Genomic DNA, 14,911 nt, shown 5'->3' on the forward strand with positions numbered 1-14,911 from the left:
ATCTCGCACACGGGCGTTCGGGACTACAGGGAGCGAACGATGCCGCCGACGAAACCGGCGACCAACGCGTCGGCTACTCCGCCGGAACGCGCGCGCGGAACACGCGGGTCACGTCGTCGACGATGCCCTCACCGAGCACCATCACCTCGACGTCCGTCAAGCGGTACTTGCGAATCGCCTTCTCGGCCGCGCCGATCTCGCCGTCGACCCCGCTGCCCTTCATCAGGACGAGTTCGCCACCTGGTCGGAGCAGGGGAGCGGTGATGGGGATGAGGGTCCGGAGCGCGCTCACGGCCCGGGCCGTGACCTGGTCGAGCCGGCCCTTGAGCTTGACCTCCTCAGCGCGCGCACGAACCACGTCGACGTTCTCGAGCCCGAGTTCGCCGACCTGCCGCTCGAGCCATGCCACCCGGCGCTCCATCGGTTCGATGAGGGTCAGGTGAACGTCTGGGCGCGCGATGGCCAGTACGAGGCCGGGCAGCCCCGCCCCGGAGCCGACATCGCCGACGCGACCCGGGCGGAGCAGCGGGGCCACCAGGCCGGAGTTGACCACGTGACGCGTCCACAGCCGAGGAAGCTCGAGCGGTCCGATCAGGCCCAACTCCTCGCCGTGGGCGGCGAGGTTCTCGGTGAAGTCGCGTGCGACGTCGAGGCGATCGCCGAACACGCTCGCCGCAGCCGCGGGCTCGGGCTCGAGTCCGGGGGAGAGGTCCGAGGACGAGTCAGTCATGTTTCACGTGAAACGGCGGCGGCGGATCAGCCGACGCGGGTGATGACGGTGTGGCGGTCCGCACCCTCACCGCGCGACTCCGAGTGCAGGCCGCGCTCCGCGACGAGGTCGTGCACGAGCTTGCGCTCGTACGACGACATCGGCGGGAGCGCCGCCTCGGACGCGCCGCCGTCGAGGCGCTCGGCGGCGCGAGCGACCAGTCGGCCGAGCTCGTCGCGCCGCGCGTCGCGCGATCCGCCGACATCGAGGATGAGCCGCGAGAACGCGCCGGTCTTCGTCTGCACGGCGAGGCGGGTGAGCTCCTGCAGCGCGGTCACCGTCTCGGGACGGGAGAGCAGGGCGAGGTCGGCCGCCTCGGCCGCGTGCACCGAAACGTACGCGCGACCGTTGCGCGCGTCGATGTCGATGTCGCCGTCGAGGTCGCAGATGTCGAGCAGTTCCTCGATGTAGTCGGCCGCGATGTCGCCCTCCTCCTCGAGCTGTTCGAGGGTCCGGGTCGCGGCGTCGTGCTGGACGTCCGTCATCGGGGTCACTTCCTGTTCTGCTTCTTCGAGCGGTTCTTGCCCATGGGCTGCTGGCGCTGCGTCGTGGTGGGCTTCTGCGGCTCGGCGTCGTCGCCGTCCGACTTGGACTCGACGACGAGCTTGCCCTTGCGGGCGAGGCGCGCCTCGCGGGCCTTGGCGGCATCGCTGCCGGGGGTGGGCATGTTGCGGATGACGATGAACTGCTGGCCCATCGTCCAGAAGTTCGAGACCAGCCAGTAGAACATGACGCCGAGCGGGAAGGCGACACCCGAGAATGCGAAGACCAGCGGGAGCAGGTACAGCAGGATGCGCTGCTGCCGGAACATCGGGCTCGCCTTGGTCTCGGGCGACATGTTCTTCGAGACGATCTGGAGCTGCGTGATGAACTGCGAGGCGGTCATCAGGATGATCATCGTGATGGCGACGAACATGGTCGACGCGCTGAACGGATCGCCCGCGATCATGGCGTTCCACTCGCCGATGAAGGTCGAGTTCAGCGGGGCTCCGAGGAACGTGGCGTTCGAGAACGACTCGGCCAGTGCCGGGGTGAGGACGCCCACGCCGCCGCGCTCCGCGTTGCGGGACGCGTCGTTCAGCACCGAGAAGAGCCCGAAGAAGATCGGCATCTGCAGCAGGAGCGGCAGGCACGACGACAGCGGGTTGGTGCCGGTCCGCTTGTAGAGCTCCATGGTCTCGCGCGACATCGCCTCGCGCGAGAACTGGTCCTTCTTGCCCTTGTACTTGTCCTGGATCTTCTTCAGCTGCGGCGCTACCTCGAGCATCCGCCGCTGGCTCTTGATCTGACGGACGAAGATCGGGATCAGTGCGGCACGAACCACCACGACGAGGCCCACGATCGAGAGGACCCACGTCACACCGGCATCGAAGGGCAGACCGAGGAACGTCCAGAGCGAGTGGAACGCGACGAGGATCAGCTCGATGACCCATTTGATGGGCCACAGGAGAATGCTGAAGATGTCCATTGGGGTGGGTCAGTCCTTCCGGGACGTGATGGGGGAGCGTTCGGGTGCGGCGCCGGTGCTCGGCGAGGCGGATGCCGGGTCGACGACGTTCGGGGTGTGATCGTGGGTTCGGCCAGCGTGGTCGAATGCCTCGTGGCCGTGACCGGCGTGCACCTCCGCCGCGGCGATCGGCGGCACGGCGACCCGACGGCGACGACCGTCACGATCGACGTGGCGGCCGCGGGAGCCGGCCCAGTCGGCCGGAACCACGAGTCCGACTCGGGTGACGTGGAATCGACGGACCCGTGGAAGGGGCACGTCGTCGATGCCGCCCGCGGACCAGGGGTTGCAGCGCACGATGCGCCAGGCGGTGAGTGCCGAACCGACGACGAGGCCGCGGTGCTGGACGGCGCCGAGGCCGTAGGCGGAGCACGAGGGGTAGTACCGGCAGACGTCGCCGTAGAGCGGGGAGACCACGGCCCGGTAGGCGCGGATGAGCAGCACGCCCGCATTGCGGGGCAGGAGCCAGACGAACCAGGCGAGGTTCTTCACGTCAGAGGTCTTCCACTGGGGCGACGGTCGGAGACGACGCTCCGGAGCGTGGGACCGGAGCGACCGCGGCTCGTCGAGCGGCTCGCGAGGCCAGTGCCGCGCCGAGCTCGTCGCGGAGATCGGCGAATCCGGCGTTTGCCGCCGCGGGGAGCGCACGTACGACGACGTCGACGGCGGTGATGCCGCCGTCGACGAATTCGCGGCCGGCCGCCTTGATCCGCCGGCGAACCAGGTTGCGGCGGACGGCCGTGCCGACCTTCTTGGACACGATGACGCCGAAGCGCGCGTCGGAACCCGCCTCGCGTGAGCGGACGTAGCTCACGGTGTGGGCACCGGCGACCTTCGCACCACGGCGCACGATGAACCGGTAGTCATCGGCGCTCGTGATGCGGTTGGCTTTGGCGAGCACCGAGGAACTTACGCGGAGAGCTCGGTGCGGCCCTTGGAGCGGCGGGCCGAGAGGATCGCGCGGCCGGCACGCGTGCGCATGCGGGCGCGGAAGCCGTGCTTCTTGGCGCGACGACGGTTGTTGGGCTGGAACGTACGCTTGCTCATCTTCTTCTCCGGCTGGGAAATTCCGCGCACGGACGCGTCACAGGTGCGCCGGCGGGGAGAACTCGGTGCCCGAAAGGGCTGCGGTCAACTGATTAAAACTACGGCTTGCGGATGCCACGGTCAAACCGAGCGCACATCGGAACGGACATTCTCCACCGATCCACAGGTTCCTCCGCGGAACGACACGCCGCTGAGGCTCGGGATCCCCCACCGGGCATTTGTCGGAGCAGGTCCGATTCGCTAGCGTGTGACACCAGTTATCCCCAGCCTGTGCAGCGGAATCACGCGGTTCTCGCAACTCTGCCCACAGGCGGTGGAGAACGCTGTGTACAGACGCCTTCGGGCCGCTCCACCGAATCGCTCGGGGGAGCGACGAGCGGCCGCCGAACGGTGCGAGAGATTGCGGGGAGCGATGACGGAACAGCCCATCAGCGAGACGTGGGCGACGGTCCTCGAGCGACTCTCCGACGACGAGGCGATCACGCCGATGCTGCAGGGGTTCCTCAGCCTGGTCGAGCCGAAGGGCATCGCCGCGGGGACCTTCTACCTGGAGGTTCCGAACGACTTCACGGCGAGCATGCTGAACCAGCGCATGCGGGTCTCGCTGCTGTCGGCGATGAGCGCGATCGAGGCGCCCTCGCCGGTCACCTCCTTCTACGTGGTCGTGAACCCCGAGCTCGAGGACCTGCGCCCGGCGGAACCCGCGGCGAGCGGCCCGGTCGGGGCGGCGCCATCCGTCGGCGGGAGCGCACCCGGAATGGGCGGCCCGGGCATGGCCGGCGCCGGCATGAGCGCGGCGCTCGGCATGGACGGCGTCGACGAGGTCGCCGTCGGCCCGCAGCCCATCTTCGACAGCGGCAGCGGCAGCATCGATCGCCCTCGCGATGCGCGCCTGAACCCGAAGTACTCCTTCGACAGCTTCGTCATCGGCCAGTCCAACCGCTTCGCGCACGCCGCGGCGGTCGCAGTGGCCGAGGCGCCGGCGAAGGCCTACAACCCGCTGTTCATCTACGGCGACTCGGGCCTCGGCAAGACCCACCTCCTGCATGCGATCGGCCACTACGCGATGAGCCTGTACCCGGGGATCCGGGTGCGGTACGTGTCGTCCGAGGAGTTCACGAACGACTTCATCAACTCGATCGCGAACAACCGCGGTTCGCTCTTCCAGCAGCGCTACCGGAACATCGACATCCTGCTGATCGACGACATCCAGTTCCTCCAGGGCAAGGCGGAGACGCAGGAGGCGTTCTTCCACACCTTCAACACGCTCCACGACCACAACAAGCAGGTCGTGATCACGAGCGACGTGCCCCCGAAGCACCTCACCGGCTTCGAGGACCGGATGCGCAGCCGGTTCGAGTGGGGCCTCATCACCGACGTCCAGGCGCCCGACCTCGAGACGCGCATCGCGATCCTCCGCAAGAAGGCGCAGAACGAGCACCTGCAGGTGCCCGACGACATCCTCGAGTACATGGCCTCGAAGGTCTCGAGCAACATCCGCGAGCTCGAGGGCACGCTCATCCGCGTGACGGCGTTCGCGAGCCTGAACCGCACGCCGGTCGACATGCCGCTCGTTCAGACGGTCCTGAAGGACCTCATCACCGACGACACGGACAACGTGGTCGCGCCGGTCGACATCATCACGGCGACGGCCGACTACTTCAAGCTCACGGTCGACGACCTGTACGGGTCGAGCCGTTCGCAGGCGGTCGCGACGGCGCGCCAGATCGCGATGTACCTCTGCCGTGAGCTGACGAGCCTCTCGCTGCCGAAGATCGGCCAGCTCTTCGGCAACCGCGACCACACGACCGTGATGTACGCGAACAAGAAGATCTCGGAGCTCATGAAGGAGCGCCGCTCGATCTACAACCAGGTCACCGAGCTCACGGCCCGCATCAAGCAGACCGCACGCTACCGCTGAGTCCGGGTGACGGACGCCGCGCGCCGGCGCGGCGCGTCGGCGCGCCATCCGGCCGCCCTGCGGCGCATCCTGGGAGCCCGCCGACACGATTCCGCACAGGTGTGGAAAATCTGTGGATTGTTAACGAGCAACCGCGCCACGACTGTTGAGACGGGCCGTCGGCCTGTGTACAACTCCGAACACCGGTCGACGTCGACGGATGCCGCCCCCACGGGTTTCCACACGCCGTGCACAGCCCCGAGGGCCCTCGATCGGCACGATCCCGCGGATCTCCGAACGCCATCCACAGTTTCCACACCGGTTAACACCGTTAAGAGATAGATGGATTAACCCACGGCGTTCGGCAACCTGGGAGTGGACGAGTCGAGCGAGCGGCCGAGGCGCATCCCGGCGCCTGAAAACACCGCGTCGGAAACGGGCGTCCGGATAGCATGGGAGCCATCCAGCACCTCCACGACGGGAGAACCGTGAAGTTCCAGGTCAATCGCGACGTCTTCAGTGAGGCCGTATCGTTCGCCGTCAAGCTGCTGCCGCAGCGCACGACCCTCCCGATCCTCTCCGGGGTGCTGATCCAGGCCGAGGGCGATGGACTCGTCCTCTCCTCCTTCGACTACGAGGTGTCGTCGCGCACCGAGATCCAAGCCGATGTCGAGGAGCCGGGCACCGTGCTCGTGTCCGGTCGGCTGCTCGCCGAGATCGCCGGCCGCCTGCCGAACGCGCCCGTGCGGGTGTCGACCGAGGAGTCGCGCATCTCGGTGACCTGCGGCTCGGCCAGCTTCACGCTGCTCTCGATGCCGGTCGAGGAGTACCCGTCGATCCCCGAGATCGGGGAGCAGACGGGGGTCGTCCCCGCCGAGGAGTTCGCGTCGGCCGTCGCGCAGGTCGCGGTCGCGGCGTCCCGCGACGACGTCACCCCCGTCATCACCGGCGTGCAGCTCGAGGTGCGCGAGACCAACCTGAGCCTCGTCGCCACCGACCGGTACCGCGTCGCCATCCGCGAGATCGACTGGGACGGCGGGGGCGTCGCGGGCGACGCCGATACGGCGACCACCGCGCTGGTGCCCGCGCGCACGCTCCAGGAGGTCGGCAAGACGTTCGGCCACTCGGGCACGATCTCGGTGGCGATCACGAGTCGCGACGACCGCGAGCTCATCGCGTTCTCCGCCGATCGGAAGACCGTCACCAGCCTGCTGATCAAGGGCAACTTCCCGCCCGTGCGCCGGTTGTTCCCCGAGACCGTCGACAACTACGCCGTCATGAACACGGCGGAGCTCATCGAGGCGACGCGTCGCGTCGCGCTCGTGCTCGAGCGCGAGGCCGCGCTCCGCTACTCGTTCACGGCCGACGGGCTCACCCTCGAGGCCATCGGCAGCGAGCAGGCCCAGGCGTCGGAGTCGATCGACGCCATCCTCACCGGCGACGAGACGGTCGTGTCGCTCAAGCCGCAGTTCCTCCTCGACGGCCTGCAGGCGGTTCCGAGCGAGTTCGTGCGCATCTCGTTCACCAAGACAGAGAACCCGAACAAGCCCGGGCCGGTGCTCATCACGAGCCAGACCTCGCGGGAGCAGGCCGGCGCCGACAGCTACCGCTACCTCCTGCAGCCGAACCTGCTGCTCCGGTAGGCCGGCGTCCCCGCGCCGTCGATGTCGGCGCGGGCGGGTACCGTGGGGGTTCGCAAGAAGGGAGCCGCACCGTGCACGTCGCGAGGCTCTCGCTCACCGACTTCCGCAACTACCGATCGGCAGAGCTGTCGTTCGAGCCCGGCGCGACGGTCATCGTCGGGCGCAACGGCCAGGGCAAGACGAACCTCGTCGAGGCGATCGGCTACCTCGCCACACTGGGGTCGCATCGGGTCTCGAGCGATCAGGCGCTGATCCGATCCGGGGCGGATGCCGCGATCGTCCGTGCGCTCCTCTCGGCGGGGGGTCGCGAGGTCCTCCTCGAACTCCAGCTCAACCGGCAGGGTGCGAACCGCGCGCAGGTCAACCGAGGAGCGGCGAAGCCGCGCGACCTGCCGCGCTACGCGCACACGGTCCTCTTCGCACCGGAGGACCTGGCCATCGTGCGCGGCGAACCGTCGGTGCGACGTCGCATGCTCGACGGCCTGCTGGTCCAACGCGTCCCACGGCTCGCGGGCGTCATGGCCGACTACGAGCGCGTCCTCAAGCAGCGCAACTCGCTGCTGAAGAGCGCCCGTGCGCGCGGCCTCGCCGCGTCGCAGCTCACGACCCTCGACATCTGGGACGAGCGGCTGGTCACCCTGGGGGCCGAGCTCGTCGATCGTCGCGAGGAACTGGTCGCCGAGCTGCGCGAGCCGCTCGCGGCCGCGTACCGGTCGATCGTCGACGACGACCATCGTCCGGAACTGCGGTCGGTGCTCTCGATCGACGGTGCCGACCCCGACGACGACCAGGCGGATGCCACGTCCGCGCCGGGCGACGACGAGACCGACGGCGGATCGACCCGCCGCGCGTCCACGGCCGAACGGTTCGCATCGGCGCTCACCGCCCTCCGCCGCAAGGAACTCGAGCGCGGCGTGACGCTGGCCGGACCGCACCGCGACGACGTCCTGCTCCTGCTCAACGGCCTCCCGGCGAAGGGGTACGCCAGCCACGGGGAGTCCTGGTCCTTCGCGCTCGCCCTGCGACTCGCGTCGGCCGAGCTGCTGCGCCGCGACTCGACGACCGGCGACCCGGTGCTCGTACTCGACGACGTCTTCGCCGAGCTCGACCGGATGCGGCGCGAGCGGCTGGCCGCGGCGGTCGGCGGCTACGAGCAGGTGCTCATCACCGCGGCGGTGCTCGAGGACGTGCCGGAACCGCTCTCCGAACGCGTCATCCGCATCGCTGCCGGCGAGGTCGTCGATGGTCCGTCACCGCTCGACGCCATCGGGTCGACCGTCGACCCCATGCCGACGGAGGCATCCGGTGTCTGAGGCCGCACGCACCTACCAGCACTTCCGCGAGATCTTCGGCGGCGAGCCGAGGACCCGGCCCGGCCGCGCGCGTGTGCGCACCCGAGAGGTCGAGGGCAGCGAGCCGTTCACGCCGGGCCGCGATCCGAAGCCCCTCGGCGCTGCGATCGACGCGCTGACCGCCCAGCTCGGCTGGACCGGTGCGCTCTCGCAGCAGGACCTCCTGTCGGCGTGGCCCGAGATCGCCGGCGAGGACATCGCCCGTCACTCCGAGCCCATCGCGATCGAGGGCGGCGTGCTGCAGGTCCGATGCGAGTCCACGGCCTGGGCCACGCAGCTCCGGATGATGCGGGAGGAGCTCATCAGGGCGATCCTCGATCGACATCCCCGTGCGGGGGTCGACACCATCCGTTTCCAAGGCCCGGATGCCCCCACCTGGAAAAAGGGTCCCAGATCGGTTCCAGGGCGCGGTCCGCGCGACACCTACGGCTGAGACGGCAAAATCGGTCACTTCGCCTCTCTCGAGGCCTCAGATCGGCGCGGAGCGGCTCGGGTGACGACCGGACCTTGATAGGATCGAGAGTCGCCAGAACGACGGTTTGGAGCCCGATTCACCCATGACAGCGGAACCGACGAAGGCCCAGGGTGCGCCTGAATACGGCGCCGACGCGATCCAGGTTCTCGAGGGCCTCGAAGCGGTTCGGAAGCGTCCCGGCATGTACATCGGCTCGACCGGGCCACGCGGACTCCACCACCTCGTCTACGAGATCGTCGACAACTCGGTCGACGAGGCGCTCGCCGGCTTCGCCGACGACATCGACGTGACGATCCTGCCCGACGGCGGCGTGCGCGTGATCGACAACGGCCGTGGCATCCCGGTCGACACCCACAAGACCGAGGGGCGGTCCACCGTCGAGGTCGTGCTCACGGTGCTCCACGCCGGCGGCAAGTTCGGCGGCGGCGGGTACGCGGTCTCGGGCGGCCTCCACGGCGTCGGGTCCTCGGTCGTGAACGCGCTGTCGAGCCGGCTCGAGGTCGAGGTCAAGCGGCAGGGTCACGTCTGGCGCCAGTCCTACGCCGTCGGCGTGCCGAACGCGCCGCTCTCGCGGGACGAGGCGAGCGGCGAGACAGGCACCACGATCACGTTCTGGCCGAGCGCCGACATCTTCGAGACCGTGGAGTTCGACTACGAGACCCTCCGGACCAGGTTCCAGCAGATGGCGTTCCTCAACAAGGGGCTCCGGATCACGCTGACCGACATGCGGGCCGGCCACGTCGAGATCGACCCGGAGGACACCCCGACGACGGGGGCCATCACGATCCCGGTCCAGCGCACCGACACCTTCCTCTACGAGCGCGGGCTCGTCGACTACGTCGAGTACCTCAACAAGTCCAAGAAGGTCGAGTTGGTCAACGACGAGATCATCTCCTTCGAGGCGGAGGACACCGAGCGCCACATCGCGCTCGAGGTGGCGATGCAGTGGACAACGGCGTACACCGAGTCGGTCCACACCTACGCCAACACGATCAACACGCACGAGGGCGGCACGCACGAGGAGGGGTTCCGAGCGGCGCTCACGACCCTCGTGAACCGCTACGCGCGCGAGAAGGGCATCATCAAGGAGAAGGACGACAACCTCTCCGGCGACGACGTCCGCGAGGGGCTCACCGCCGTCATCTCGGTCAAGCTCTCCGAGCCGCAGTTCGAGGGCCAGACGAAGACCAAGCTCGGCAACACCGAGGCGAAGTCGTTCGTGCAGCGCGTGGTCGGCGACCAGCTCGGCGACTGGTTCGACCGCAACCCGAACCAGGCCCGCGACGTCATCCGCAAGGCGCAGCAGGCGGCCACCGCCCGCATCGCCGCGCGCAAGGCGCGCGAGGCGACCCGCCGCAAGGGGTTCCTCGAGACGAGCGGCATGCCCGGCAAGCTCAGCGACTGCACGAGCAAGGACCCGACCGTGTCGGAGATCTTCCTCGTCGAGGGCGACTCGGCCGGCGGTTCGGCGAAGACGGGCCGGAACCCCGAGACGCAGGCCATCCTCCCGCTCCGCGGGAAGATCCTGAACGTCGAGAAGGCGCGACTCGACCGCGCGCTCGGCAACGCCGAGATCCAGGCGATGATCACGGCGTTCGGCACGGGCATCGGCGAGGACTTCAACGCCGAGAAGGCCAGGTACCACAAGATCGTGCTCATGGCCGACGCCGATGTCGACGGCCAGCACATCACGACCCTGCTGCTCACGCTGCTGTTCCGCTACATGCGGCCGCTCATCGAGATGGGCTACGTCTACCTCGCACAGCCGCCGCTGTACCGCATCAAGTGGTCCAACGCCGACCACGACTACGTGTACTCCGACCGGGAGCGCGACGCGGTCATCGCCGACGGCCAGGCGGCCGGCCGGCGCCTGCCCAAGGAGAACGGCGTGCAGCGCTACAAGGGCCTCGGCGAGATGAACCACCAGGAGCTGTGGGACACGACGATGAACCCCGAGACCCGCACCCTGCTGCAGGTCACGATGGACGACGCCGCGGCGGCCGACGAGATCTTCTCGACGCTGATGGGCGACGACGTCGAGTCGCGCCGGGCATTCATCCAGAAGAACGCGAAGGACGTGCGTTTCCTTGACATCTGACATCATCGAGCCCGGCATCCCCGACGGCGAGGGCTTCGGCGTCCACGGTCGCATCGACCAGGTCGACCTGCACCTCGAGATGCAGCGCTCGTACCTCGACTACGCGATGAGCGTCATCATCGGCCGCGCGCTTCCCGACGTCCGCGACGGGTTGAAGCCGGTGCACCGTCGAGTGATCTACACGATGTACGACGGCGGGTACCGCCCCGACCGCGCCTTCTCGAAGTGCACGCGCGTCATCGGCGACGTGATGGGGCAGTTCCACCCGCACGGCGACAGCGCGGTCTACGACTCGCTCGTGCGCCTCGTGCAGCCGTGGGCGATGCGCTACCCGCTCGCGCTCGGCCAGGGCAACTTCGGTTCGCCGGGCAACGACGGCGCGGCCGCGCACCGGTACACCGAGACCAAGATGTCGCCGCTCGCCATGGAGATGGTGCGCGACATCGAGGAAGACACCGTCGACTTCCAGGACAACTACGACGGCCGCACGCAGGAGCCGACTGTCCTGCCGAGCCGCTTCCCGAACCTGCTCGTCAACGGCTCGGTGGGCATCGCGGTCGGCATGGCGACGAACATCCCGCCGCACAACCTGCGCGAGGTCGCCGACGGCGCCCTCTGGGCGCTCGAGAACCCGGATGCATCGCGAGAGGAGCTCCAGGACGCGCTCATCCAGCGCATCAAGGGTCCGGACTTCCCGACGGCGGCGCAGATCCTCGGCGTGAAGGGCATCCACGACGCCTACCGCACCGGGCGCGGGTCGATCACGATGCGCGCGGTCGTGAACGTCGAGGAGATCCAGGGCCGCACCTGCCTCGTCGTCACCGAGCTGCCGTACCAGGTGAACCCCGACAACCTGGCGATCAAGATCGCCGACCTCGTGAAGGACGGCAAGCTCGCGGGAATCGCGGACATCCGCGACGAGTCCTCTGGCCGCACGGGCCAGCGCCTCGTGATCGTGCTGAAGCGCGACGCGGTCGCCAAGGTCGTGCTGAACAACCTCTACAAGCACACGCAGCTGCAGGACAACTTCGGCGCCAACATGCTCGCGATCGTCGACGGCGTGCCGCGCACGCTGTCGATCGACGGGTTCATCTCGCACTGGGTCGACCACCAGATCGACGTCATCGTGCGCCGCACCGAGTACCGCCTCCGCAAGGCCGAGGAGCGGATGCACATCCTTCGCGGCTACCTCAAGGCCCTCGACGCGCTCGACGAGGTGATCGCGCTCATCCGCCGCTCGGCGACCGCGGAGGACGCACGCGACGGGCTCATCGAGCTGCTCGACATCGACGAGCTCCAGGCCCGCGCGATCCTCGAGCTCCAGCTCCGACGCCTCGCCGCGCTCGAGCGCCAGAAGATCATGGACGAGGCGGCCGAGCTCGAGCGGCAGATCGCCGACTACCTCGACATCCTCGCGACGCCGGCCCGCCAGCGCACGATCATCGCCGAGGAGCTCCGCGAGATCGTCGACAAGTTCGGCGACGAGCGCCGCACGCACATCGTGCCCGGCTTCGACGGGGACATGTCGGTGGAGGACCTCATCCCCGAGGAGGAGATGGTCGTCACCGTCACGCGCGGGGGGTACGTCAAGCGCACGCGCAGCGACAACTACCGTTCGCAGCACCGCGGCGGAAAGGGCGTGAAGGGCGCGCAGCTGCGCGCCGACGACGTCGTCGACCACTTCTTCGTGACGACGACCCACCACTGGCTCCTCTTCTTCACGAACATGGGCCGCGTGTACCGCGCGAAGACCTACGAGATCCAGGAGGCCGGCCGCGACGCCAAGGGCCAGCACGTGGCGAACCTGCTCGAGCTGCAGCCCGACGAGGAGATCGCCGAGATCCTCGACATCCGCGACTACGAGGTCGCGCGCTACCTCGTGCTCGCCACGCGCGACGGCCTGGTGAAGAAGACCGAGCTGACCGCGTACGACACGAACCGCTCGCGCGGCGTCATCGCGATCAACCTGCGCGAGGGCGACGAGCTCGTCTCGGCGATGCTCGTCGACGAGCACGACGAGATCCTCCTCGTGTCGAAGAAGGGCATGTCGCTCCGCTTCGAGGCGACGGACGATGCGCTCCGCCCGATGGGTCGGTCCACGTCGGGCGTGAAGGGCATGAGCTTCCGTGCGGGCGACGAGCTGCTCGCGGCATCCGTCGTGCCCCACTCGAACGGCGACGACGGAGCGGATGCGCCGGCTGACGCCTCCGGGCAGAAGCACAGCGAGGCGAACACGTACGTCTTCGTCGTGACCGAGGGCGGGTACGCGAAGCGGACCCGGATCGAGGAGTACCGCAAGCAGCAGCGCGGCGGCCTCGGCATCAAGGTGGCCAAGCTGAGCGACGATCGAGGCGACCTCGCGGGGGCGCTCACGGTCGCGCGCGACGACGAGGTCCTCGTGGTTCTTGCCAGCGGCAAGGTGGTACGCTCTGACGTCGCCGAGGTCCCGGCCAAGGGCAGGGACACGATGGGCGTCGTCTTCGCGAAGTTCGTCGCGGACGATCGCATCATCGCGATCGCGAAGAATTCCGAGCGGAACCTGGTGGAAGAGGCCGCAGAGTCCGAAGCGGCGGAGACCGCGGGAGAGGAGTGACCGCCATGAGCAGTGTCGCAGAGAAACTTGCCGGCAAGTCCAACCGGAAGCCGCCGGCCAAGCAGGTGCGCCTGCGCCTCGTCTACATCGACTTCTGGTCGGCCGTGAAGCTGTCCTTCCTGGTGGCCGTGTGCCTCTCGGTGGTGAACATCGTCGCGACGTTCCTCGTCTTCACGATCGTGCAGTCGACCGGGCTGTTCGAGAACCTCAACAGCCTGGTGCAGGATGTCGCCGGTGCGGGCACCGACCTGCGCTCGATCCTGTCGGTCGGCAACGTCATGGGCTTCGCCGTCGTGGCATCGCTGCTGAACCTCGTGGTGACCACCGCGCTCGGTGCCGTCGTGGCCGTGCTGTACAACCTCAGCGTCAAGATCACGGGCGGCATCCTGGTCGGTTTCACCAACAACTGACGCCGTCCTCGGCTCGATTTCACGATCCCGAACCCTTCGGGTAGTCTGTCCTTCGGCCGAAATTCGGGGATATAGCTCAGGCGGTTAGAGCGCTTCGCTGATAACGAAGAGGTCCGAGGTTCAAGTCCTCGTATCCCCACTCCGATAACTCCACACCCGGGTGCCACAGTGCATCCGCCACGGGGCCTTAGCTCAGTTGGTAGAGCGCCTGCTTTGCAAGCAGGATGTCAGGAGTTCGAATCTCCTAGGCTCCACGGTCTTCATCGCCTCGACTCCCGCTCCGGCCGCAGCATCGCTGCGCCAGACTGGGGGAGTGGCTCCTCGTCCCGATCACCGTGTCGACGAGCTCGCGTCGCGCCTCCGCGCGTCCGGCAGCGTCTTCGCCGAGGACGAGGCCGCGATCCTCATCGAGGCCGCGACGGATGACGCGGAGCTCGAGCACCTCGTGCGCCGCCGCCTCGCAGGCGAGCCTCTCGAGCCCCTCGTCGGGTGGGTTCGGTTCGGCGCGATCCGCCTCGCCGTGGGCCCCGGCGCCTTCGTCCCGAGGCAGCGGAGCCTGCGCCTCGCCCGCCTCGCCGTGCGGCGCGTTCGCGCGACCCGCGATCCGGTCATGCTCGAGGCGTACTGCGGGGTGGCGCCGCTCGCGGCGATGGTCGCGGCATCCGCACCGGCGACCGAGGTGCATGCCGCGGACCGGGACCGCACCGCACTCGCGTTCGCCAGGCGAAACCTGCCGTCGACCGCGCACGTGCACGTCGCCGACGCGCTGGTTGGGCTCCCCGTCCGGCTCCGAGGCCGGCTGACGACGATCGCGGCGGTGCCGCCGTACGTCCCGGAGGCCGAACTCGCGCTGATGCCCCGGGAAGCCCGGGACCACGAGCCGATGAGCGCCCTCGTGGGCGGAGGCGCCGATGGCCTCGGCCACGTGCGGACGCTGATCGGGGGCGCGCTCCCGTGGCTGGCGCGCGGCGGTTCGCTGCTCATCGAGCTGCACGCGGCGCAACTGCGCGTCGCGGCGGCGGAGGGCCGCGCCGCCGGTTGGCGACCGCTGGTGCATCCTCCGACCGACGCTCGGACGGGAGTGCTCGAGCTGATCGCCGGGTAGTACGGTGGCGGG

General features: G+C 68.7%; 13 protein-coding genes, 2 tRNA genes and 1 pseudogene. 10 read left to right on the forward strand and 6 right to left on the reverse strand.

Features of this window, described 5'->3' with window-relative positions:
- Positions 1–73 precede the first annotated feature (73 nt).
- The 6 genes and pseudogenes from rsmG to rpmH all read right to left on the reverse strand — a co-directional run bounded on the left by rsmG (position 74) and on the right by rpmH (position 3,323).
- Positions 74–730, reverse strand: a complete 657-nt coding sequence (rsmG, locus tag ABME02_RS09565) for a 16S rRNA (guanine(527)-N(7))-methyltransferase RsmG (RefSeq protein ID WP_353815066.1) — start codon at positions 728–730, stop codon at positions 74–76.
- Positions 731–756: 26 nt separating this feature from the next.
- On the reverse strand, positions 757–1,254 hold the full coding sequence (locus ABME02_RS09570) for a Jag family protein (protein ID WP_353815326.1): 498 nt from the start codon (positions 1,252–1,254) through the stop codon (positions 757–759).
- 5 nt (positions 1,255–1,259) lie between these two features.
- A complete protein-coding gene (gene yidC / locus ABME02_RS09575) occupies positions 1,260–2,237 on the reverse strand; it encodes a membrane protein insertase YidC (protein WP_353815067.1) in 978 nt (325 codons plus the stop codon).
- A 237-nt stretch (positions 2,238–2,474) separates the two neighbouring features.
- Positions 2,475–2,768: pseudogene (gene yidD / locus ABME02_RS09580) on the reverse strand (membrane protein insertion efficiency factor YidD); the annotation flags it as partial.
- A gap of 1 nt (position 2,769) precedes the next feature.
- Positions 2,770–3,177, reverse strand: a complete 408-nt coding sequence (gene rnpA, locus ABME02_RS09585; RefSeq protein WP_353815068.1) for a ribonuclease P protein component — start codon at positions 3,175–3,177, stop codon at positions 2,770–2,772.
- A gap of 8 nt (positions 3,178–3,185) precedes the next feature.
- On the reverse strand, positions 3,186–3,323 hold the full coding sequence (gene rpmH, locus ABME02_RS09590) for a 50S ribosomal protein L34 (RefSeq protein ID WP_064002918.1): 138 nt from the start codon (positions 3,321–3,323) through the stop codon (positions 3,186–3,188).
- A gap of 487 nt (positions 3,324–3,810) precedes the next feature.
- Here rpmH and dnaA point away from each other — a divergent pair, with 487 nt between their 5' ends.
- The 10 genes from dnaA (at position 3,811) to ABME02_RS09640 (ending at position 14,899) form a co-directional block, all read left to right on the forward strand.
- Positions 3,811–5,244 (forward strand): chromosomal replication initiator protein DnaA, encoded by a 1,434-nt coding sequence (dnaA, locus tag ABME02_RS09595; protein ID WP_436408256.1) that lies wholly within the window; start codon positions 3,811–3,813, stop codon positions 5,242–5,244.
- 467 nt (positions 5,245–5,711) lie between these two features.
- Complete coding sequence (dnaN, locus tag ABME02_RS09600) at positions 5,712–6,866, forward strand: DNA polymerase III subunit beta (protein WP_353815327.1); 1,155 nt, start codon at positions 5,712–5,714, stop codon at positions 6,864–6,866.
- Positions 6,867–6,937: 71 nt separating this feature from the next.
- On the forward strand, positions 6,938–8,179 hold the full coding sequence (gene recF / locus ABME02_RS09605; protein ID WP_353815070.1) for a DNA replication/repair protein RecF: 1,242 nt from the start codon (positions 6,938–6,940) through the stop codon (positions 8,177–8,179).
- Complete coding sequence (locus ABME02_RS09610) at positions 8,172–8,651, forward strand: DciA family protein (RefSeq protein ID WP_353815071.1); 480 nt, start codon at positions 8,172–8,174, stop codon at positions 8,649–8,651. Before recF ends, ABME02_RS09610 begins: the two co-directional genes overlap by 8 nt.
- Positions 8,652–8,775: 124 nt before the next feature.
- The gene (gene gyrB, locus ABME02_RS09615; protein ID WP_353815072.1) at positions 8,776–10,791 is read left to right on the forward strand and encodes a DNA topoisomerase (ATP-hydrolyzing) subunit B; all 2,016 of its coding nucleotides are present in this window, start codon (positions 8,776–8,778) and stop codon (positions 10,789–10,791) included.
- 79 nt (positions 10,792–10,870) lie between these two features.
- Positions 10,871–13,384, forward strand: a complete 2,514-nt coding sequence (gyrA, locus tag ABME02_RS09620; protein WP_436408257.1) for a DNA gyrase subunit A — start codon at positions 10,871–10,873, stop codon at positions 13,382–13,384.
- A gap of 5 nt (positions 13,385–13,389) precedes the next feature.
- Positions 13,390–13,794 carry a DUF3566 domain-containing protein gene (locus tag ABME02_RS09625; protein ID WP_129233062.1) on the forward strand — a complete coding sequence of 135 codons (405 nt, stop codon included), beginning with the start codon at positions 13,390–13,392 and terminating at the stop codon, positions 13,792–13,794.
- 65 nt (positions 13,795–13,859) lie between these two features.
- Positions 13,860–13,933, forward strand: a tRNA-Ile gene (locus ABME02_RS09630).
- A 42-nt stretch (positions 13,934–13,975) separates the two neighbouring features.
- Positions 13,976–14,048: transfer RNA gene (locus ABME02_RS09635), tRNA-Ala, on the forward strand.
- Between the two features lie 59 nt (positions 14,049–14,107).
- Positions 14,108–14,899: a class I SAM-dependent methyltransferase gene (locus tag ABME02_RS09640; protein WP_353815074.1), complete on the forward strand. Its 792-nt coding sequence runs from the start codon at positions 14,108–14,110 to the stop codon at positions 14,897–14,899.
- Positions 14,900–14,911 lie beyond the last annotated feature (12 nt).

This window comes from Agromyces zhanjiangensis, from assembly GCF_040496055.1.
Classification (GTDB): domain Bacteria; phylum Actinomycetota; class Actinomycetes; order Actinomycetales; family Microbacteriaceae; genus Agromyces; species Agromyces zhanjiangensis.

Bases quoted from the DNA above. Each gene is read 5' to 3' on its own strand.
- rsmG (WP_353815066.1), bottom strand. From the start codon at position 730: ATGACTGACTCGTCCTCGGACCTCTCCCCCGGACTCGAGCCCGAGCCC.
- ABME02_RS09570 (WP_353815326.1), bottom strand. From the start codon at position 1,254: ATGACGGACGTCCAGCACGACGCCGCGACCCGGACCCTCGAACAGCTC.
- yidC (WP_353815067.1), bottom strand. From the start codon at position 2,237: ATGGACATCTTCAGCATTCTCCTGTGGCCCATCAAATGGGTCATCGAG.
- rpmH (WP_064002918.1), bottom strand. From the start codon at position 3,323: ATGAGCAAGCGTACGTTCCAGCCCAACAACCGTCGTCGCGCCAAGAAG.
- dnaA (WP_436408256.1), top strand. From the start codon at position 3,811: ATGCTGCAGGGGTTCCTCAGCCTGGTCGAGCCGAAGGGCATCGCCGCG.
- gyrB (WP_353815072.1), top strand. From the start codon at position 8,776: ATGACAGCGGAACCGACGAAGGCCCAGGGTGCGCCTGAATACGGCGCC.
- gyrA (WP_436408257.1), top strand. From the start codon at position 10,871: ATGCAGCGCTCGTACCTCGACTACGCGATGAGCGTCATCATCGGCCGC.
- ABME02_RS09625 (WP_129233062.1), top strand. From the start codon at position 13,390: ATGAGCAGTGTCGCAGAGAAACTTGCCGGCAAGTCCAACCGGAAGCCG.